This is a genomic window from Rhizobacter sp. P2_H2 (assembly GCF_056403375.1).
This window is the reverse complement of the sequence record NZ_JBFUFP010001273.1, coordinates 1-1,399: the sequence shown is the minus strand read 5'-3', so window position 1 is coordinate 1,399 and position 1,399 is coordinate 1. Positions and strand designations below refer to the sequence as shown.

3 protein-coding genes are annotated in these 1,399 nt (G+C 70.8%); 2 read left to right on the top strand and 1 reads right to left on the bottom strand.

The window, feature by feature from the left end:
- Positions 1-404: methyltransferase domain-containing protein (locus tag AC1D15_RS32280; protein ID WP_477829270.1), on the bottom strand; the 404-nt coding region annotated here is incomplete at its 3' end.
- 185 nt (positions 405-589) lie between these two features.
- Between AC1D15_RS32280 and AC1D15_RS32275 the strand changes: the two genes are divergently transcribed.
- Together AC1D15_RS32275 and AC1D15_RS32270 are read left to right on the top strand one after the other, a co-directional pair.
- Positions 590-859, top strand: coding sequence for a phosphopantetheine-binding protein (locus tag AC1D15_RS32275; RefSeq protein ID WP_047511777.1), 270 nt, complete (start codon positions 590-592; stop codon positions 857-859).
- Between the two features lie 4 nt (positions 860-863).
- Positions 864-1,399 (top strand): COG4648 family protein (locus tag AC1D15_RS32270; RefSeq protein ID WP_477829269.1); only part of this gene is annotated, 536 nt, incomplete at its 3' end.

Sequence of the window (1,399 nt, the reverse complement as noted above, 5' to 3'; positions counted from 1 at the left end):
GCATAGCCCATCACCAGGAAGTCGACGCTCGCGTCCGGCACCGGCAGCGCCTCGGCCCGGCCCTCCAGGCAGCGCACCTCGGGCGGCAGGTGCGCCTGCGCCATCATCCCCGGGCTCGGGTCGACGCCGACCAGCCGCTGCGGCTCGTTCGTCACGTGCAGGATCTCGTGCGAGACCAGCCCGGTGCCCATGCCGAGGTCGAGCACCTGCATGCCGGGCGCGAGGCCCGCGCGCAGCAGCGCCTGGCGGCGGTACCACGAGCCGGTGCCCAGGCCGAGGATGCGTTCGAGCCGGTTGTAGTCGCCGGCGGTGTCGTCGAAGGCGGTGCGGATGAAGCGCTCGCGGGCCTGCACGTCGCCGTCGGGGTAGTAGTCGGTCAGCGCGCCGTGCGGCAGGTGCACCACGGCAGGGCCGGGCCCGGGCGGCTCAGGCGAAAGGCGTGCGGGCGGAGCGCGATCGGGCATGGGCGGCAGACGAGGGGCCAGGGTCGGGTGGATGGTACGGCCTGTGACGGAAGCCGCAAGCCGGCTCCGCTAAAATCGCGCACTTTGATCGTGCGGACCCCACTGCACGAGTATCCCGAGACCGCATGAGTTCAGCTGACACCTCTCTGTTGCCGGAAGTCGGCACGCTCCTGGTCGAATCCCTCAACCTGGAGATCGCCCCGGACGCCATCGACCCCGATGCGCCGCTGTATGGCGAAGGCCTCGGTCTCGATTCGATCGACATCCTCGAGCTGGCGCTCGTCGTGTCCAAGCGCTACGGCTTCCAGCTGCGCTCGGGCGACGAGGACAACCTGCGCATCTTCTCGTCGCTGCGCAGCCTGGCCGGCCACATCGCGGTCCACCGTACGCAGTGACGCCATGAACGCGCGCGCCCGCTGGGGTCTGGCCGCCGTCGGCCTCGGGGCGTATGCGCTGCTCGCGCACCATCTCGTGAGCCGCGACGCCGGCTCCGTTCTCGCACTGCTCACATTGCTCGGCCCGATGGTCGGCGCCGCGCTGTGGGGCCTGTGGCATGCGGGCCAGCGGCTCGTCGCGTTCGGGCTGGCGGGGGTCGCCGTCGCGGTGCTGCTGAACGGCTCGCGGCTGCCGGTCTCCTGGCTCTATCTGGCACAGCATGCCGGCATCCACCTCGGGCTCGCGTGGTGGTTCGGCCGCACGCTGCGCGACGGGCGCGAGCCCTTCATCACGCAACTGGCGCGCCGCCTGCACAACCCGATGCAGCCGACGATGGTGGTCTACACGCGGCACGTCACGCGGGCCTGGACGATCTACTTCGTCGCGATCGCCGGCACCTCGTTCCTGCTGTTCGCCTTCGCCCCGCTCGCGGCCTGGTCGCTGTTCGCCAACGTGCTGACGCCGATCTCGCTGGTCGCGATGTTCGTCGTCGAGTACCT

Coding starts and splice junctions, on each gene's coding strand:
- AC1D15_RS32275 (WP_047511777.1), top strand. CDS start 590: ATGAGTTCAGCTGACACCTCTCTGTTGCCGGAAGTCGGCACGCTCCTG.